The sequence below is a fragment of the Bartonella sp. OT172YNZD genome (genome assembly GCF_042193725.1).
Taxonomy (GTDB): Bacteria; Pseudomonadota; Alphaproteobacteria; order Rhizobiales; family Rhizobiaceae; genus Bartonella; species Bartonella grahamii_A.
The window spans coordinates 1-4,126 of record NZ_JBHILZ010000037.1 but is presented as its reverse complement, the minus strand read 5'-3'; the positions used below and the strand labels follow the sequence as shown (position 1 = coordinate 4,126).

The following is a 4,126-nucleotide window of genomic DNA, read 5'->3' as shown; positions in this document are numbered from 1 at the left end:
ATGGGTTGGTCTGAAGAAATCCCTTTGATATAGACGACATTTCCCCCTGTGTTGAGACCAATACGGTCAATGCGGGGGAGTTTGTAAGTGTAACTGACAATGATATCACCACCCTCCGCACCCCCTGATACTGTAATTTCCTGCGCTGTTACCTTATCAGCCGTGATTTTTGCACGATAGCGATAAGTCACCTTATAGCTGCTCCCTGCTAAAGGTTCGTCTCCCACCGGTGCCCAATCAATGGTGTCTCCGGTTTTTTTAAAATCCGTTCCTTCTTTAAATTCTTTAGTTCCTTGAACAATTTTGATAAACGCGGTGATGCTTTTATCCGGCACGCCATCACGCCCTGCGGCAACGGCACCGCGGGTGACGGTAACGGTTTTTTCTTTTGTCAACAAAAGAGACTGAATATCAGCAAGAGGAAAATAATAGGGTTTAAAGGTAAAGCTTGTTTTCCCTTTTGGGGGCGAAAAAATATGCGTTTCGCTAGGAACAACGCTTGTCGAAAAATCTTGCATCTCTTCATGGCGCAAAGCTGCTAAGCGTTTGCGTTTAAAACCATTGATATTGGCTTCTCCCTCTTGAATGCTAAACACTTGGCAACCGTTATTTGCTCCCAATGCACTTACACGGCATCCCCCCACGATATAATGCCCATGGGCGCGGTCGTACGTCGCAATGGCTTGCATGGCCGGTTCAAGGAGTGAGGGCGATTTTTGATCAATCAAAACGCCATCTTGTAAGATATAGACCGGAAAGAAAGCCCCTTGCTGCTCATCATCTTTGAGAGCCCAGACAAGTTTTGCGACTTCGCGTGCCGCTCCGGGCTCTCCTTCTGCCAAACTGCCGGCAACTTGCCCCAACAGCTCTGGATCATCCTCATATGTCACCCATTTCTTTTGTAGCTTTACACCAATTTCCACACGCCCAATCATGGAAATATTCTCCAAGACAGCATTTGAGACAGGAAAGATATCGCCTGCAATATAAATTTTGCCCTCTGTTAACGTGACAGTCCTTGTCTCTTTATTGACAAAAGCATCAGCCCGTTCAACGCGGTCTCCTTCTTTTGCCACAAGGCGTCCCAAACGGTCATGACGCCCCCTGATGATGGTTTGAACCTCATTGAGTTCACCCGCTTGAAGAAAAGGGCGCTTGCCATAAAACACCACGCTTTGTTGTTCGTCTTTGCCTACCGATCTGTCAATTGCAAAGGGTAAACCACTTTCATGCTTCATGTTAAAACCTCAATAAAATTTTGAATTGTTCGCGAACATCAGCACGCAAAGGAATGTTGACCGGTGTTTTAAGAATTTCTACACCATCACGCAGTTCATGAGCTTCAAGCCAAAGCTTGCCAGGAGGGGTTTGTTGTGCAAGAGAGCCATGAACGAGAAGGGAAACAGCGGCGGCTTGTTTGTCCTCAACATCTTCAAAATCTGTGCGAGCTGCAAGAAACAACAGAGTGCCGGTTGGGGAAGGGTTAAATCTGTTGCCACAATGGCTGTAAACGCCCTCCAAAGCCTGTTCGACAGGCGCTACAGCAGAGCATCTGCGAGTGCCAATCACGGCATTTTGGCTGTCTCTTAACACGAGATAAAGCGTGCGGTTGCTAAACCACTCTGCCATGAGTATATCGCGTTCATGTTTTTTGACCGAACACCATGGAAAATTTGCCAAATCCCAAGGGTAATCAATTTGGTTCCAGCTTAACTCCTCGTCAAAGTCATCTATCCAATTGCCAATAAGCTTGCCTTCTTCTTTTGTGAGGGTATGATTGATTTCTGTTGTGCGTCCAAAGGAAAACAAAGTTCCCCCAGCTGTAAGACAGATGCCACTCTCAAAATCCAACATGCTGTCATCAAGGCGTGACATATTGCATTCAACAGCTTGCACATCATAACCATAGGTCCCACGGCGAAAATCAGAGCGCAAACTTTTGGAAAGATCGGTGATTGCTTCAATGGCTTCAAGGCTGCTTTGTTTAGGGAGACTGTCAAAGTAAAGTTGAAAGGAATTCCACCATGCACGCCCAGACCATGCGGGTATAAAGCGGGCTGTAATCTCTAACCATTGAAGTCCCAACTCAATGGCGGCTACAGAGCCACGAATATTTTGCCATGCAAGTCCTTGGTCAATCAAATCATAGAGGTTTGGAACATAAGGTGTGAGTTCACCAAGTCCATATTCTTCAATCAACCATGGCAAAAAGCGGGGAGGGCGTGTGATCAGTTTTGCACGTGAAATCCCCAAAACAGCTCCATCAACATCTTGATGAAAGTTGCAAGCATCGGCAAGGCGCTTTTCAAATTCTGTTGCATGTGAGGGGAGGAGGGAACCAACCATTAGCGTGCACGCCCTTTGAAGTTTAAGGTGATTTTTCCAATCGATAAAATTTCTTCATCACAAACCATACTGTCTTGTGTTGGGGTAATGGTAATGACTTTTTGGACACCAGAAATCATTAGTTTTGAAATCCACCACGAGAGGCTTAATTCACGACCAATGGCTTGTTCTTGTTTCCATGCTACTCTTAAATTTGCTTCCATTGTTGTGAGAATTTTCAAAGATGTTTCTGGTAACAGCCAAACATCTGCCTCTAAATCCAGCACTTTTTTGACAGCAGCGTGAACAATGATTGTATCATTGGTCATGATGATATTTTTTCTGTGAAGAGCTTGTGAGACTGTTTGTATGAGATCTTTAGATGCTGTTCCTTCTTCATTGTTGCCAAAAAGAGCAACATAGATGGTTGGGTCTTTGCCTTTACGGTAAACAATCGCATCCTTAACACGACTATCTGCTGTTAAGGCGATAAGCTTGTAATAGGGCTCTGTCCCGCTCCCATTGCCACCACGGGCATGAAGCTCTATGCGTTCACGATATCTCTCGTCACTTTCCCCCTCCATGCGGGCAAGACCATGCCAGTTTCCTAAAGCGTCAAGAGATTCACCGGTTGCAAAATCAAGTATGTTGTTGCGTGCCGCTTCGTTAATACGCTGTCTTAAAAGCAACTCTCGATAGCTAAAAGCCTCAATGACTTTTACAGCCGGATCACTTTCAAGAATGGTATATTCAGGCAAAAGCTCTTTTAAATGGGCAAGAGCCGCTGCCCGTATTTCCTCAAAAGAAAGTTCTGTGATGATTTCTGGTTTTGCAAGTACTCCATTCATTTTATCAATAATCCTTCCATGGTAATGGGCTTGCCGGATGGCAAATAAATGCCTTCAAAGGACAAAGAAACTTGTCCAGCCTCACTCCATTTAAAATCAATTTTTTTCAATTTAAAACGCGGTTCCCACTTGTCTAAAGCCTCAGCAACAGCAGCATAAAGAGCAACGGAAAAGCTGTTATTTATTGGTGCATCAATGAGTTCCGCAACACGTGAACCATAGTCACGCCGCATTACACGCGAACCAATCCGTGTTGATAAGATATCAAGGATTGATTGGCGTAAATGATCAATGCCGGTTAATGGCTTTCCCGTTGTGCGGTCCATTCCACTGTTCAATTGGGACCTCCTGTCATCGAGCCACCAGGGGAAACACCACCATGAACATGGCTGTTTCCAATATTGGTGCCGTTATGCTTTAGTCCACTTGAATGAATGGAAACATTATTCTCAGAATGAAGAGAGAGACTATCATTCGAATTCAGTGAAACGCCACCACCTGCCTTCAAAGAGATGTTGCCTTTTGCGTTTAAATTTATATCGCTTTCTGAAACAATCTTTATGTCTTCCGGCGCTGTAAGTTCTAGATTCCCGCCATCACCTTTTAGTGACACACCATCAGCGATTGTCAGGATAAACTTTCCGCCGGATTTGATGTGAATTCCATAAGTGTTTTGTTCATCATCATATTCAAGGCTGGTTCCATCAGGATATATCGTTCGGTGAATGCTGCCTTTATAGGCTGCTTGATGAGCATCGGTATGAATGGAACCCACAATCACCCCTTGTGACAAATCCCCTGATGATGAAATAACAATCACTTGCTCTCCAACATCGCGCCCTTCATAGGAGCGTGTTTTACCGGCGCGGGCTTGGGTGTCTGGAATCCAGTCACTGATGAGATTGCCACTTTTTACCCGATAGCGTGCGTTTTTATGGTCGACATGGCTAATC

General features: G+C 44.9%; 5 protein-coding genes. All 5 read right to left on the bottom strand.

The annotated features are described in order from the left end of the window. On the bottom strand, positions 1 to 1,238 hold a 1,238-nt coding region (locus tag ACFIJS_RS08640; protein WP_375651196.1), incomplete at its 3' end, for a DUF4815 domain-containing protein. Between the two features lies 1 nt (position 1,239). Then, entirely contained in the window at positions 1,240 to 2,346 is a 1,107-nt protein-coding gene (locus ACFIJS_RS08635) for a phage tail protein (RefSeq protein WP_375651194.1), read from the bottom strand. Beyond that, the gene (locus ACFIJS_RS08630) at positions 2,346 to 3,173 is read right to left on the bottom strand and encodes a baseplate J/gp47 family protein (RefSeq protein ID WP_375651192.1); all 828 of its coding nucleotides are present in this window, start codon (positions 3,171 to 3,173) and stop codon (positions 2,346 to 2,348) included. Before ACFIJS_RS08630 ends, ACFIJS_RS08635 begins: the two co-directional genes overlap by 1 nt. Continuing rightward, positions 3,170 to 3,511 (bottom strand): GPW/gp25 family protein, encoded by a 342-nt coding sequence (locus tag ACFIJS_RS08625; RefSeq protein ID WP_375651188.1) that lies wholly within the window; start codon positions 3,509 to 3,511, stop codon positions 3,170 to 3,172. Before ACFIJS_RS08625 ends, ACFIJS_RS08630 begins: the two co-directional genes overlap by 4 nt. After that, positions 3,508 to 4,126 (bottom strand): phage baseplate assembly protein V (locus tag ACFIJS_RS08620; protein ID WP_375651190.1); only part of this gene is annotated, 619 nt, incomplete at its 5' end. The genes ACFIJS_RS08625 and ACFIJS_RS08620, both read right to left, overlap by 4 nt.

Excerpts from the sequence above, each read along its gene's own strand:
- ACFIJS_RS08630 (WP_375651192.1), bottom strand. The coding sequence starts at position 3,173 with ATGAATGGAGTACTTGCAAAACCAGAAATCATCACAGAACTTTCTTTT.
- ACFIJS_RS08635 (WP_375651194.1), bottom strand. The coding sequence starts at position 2,346 with ATGGTTGGTTCCCTCCTCCCCTCACATGCAACAGAATTTGAAAAGCGC.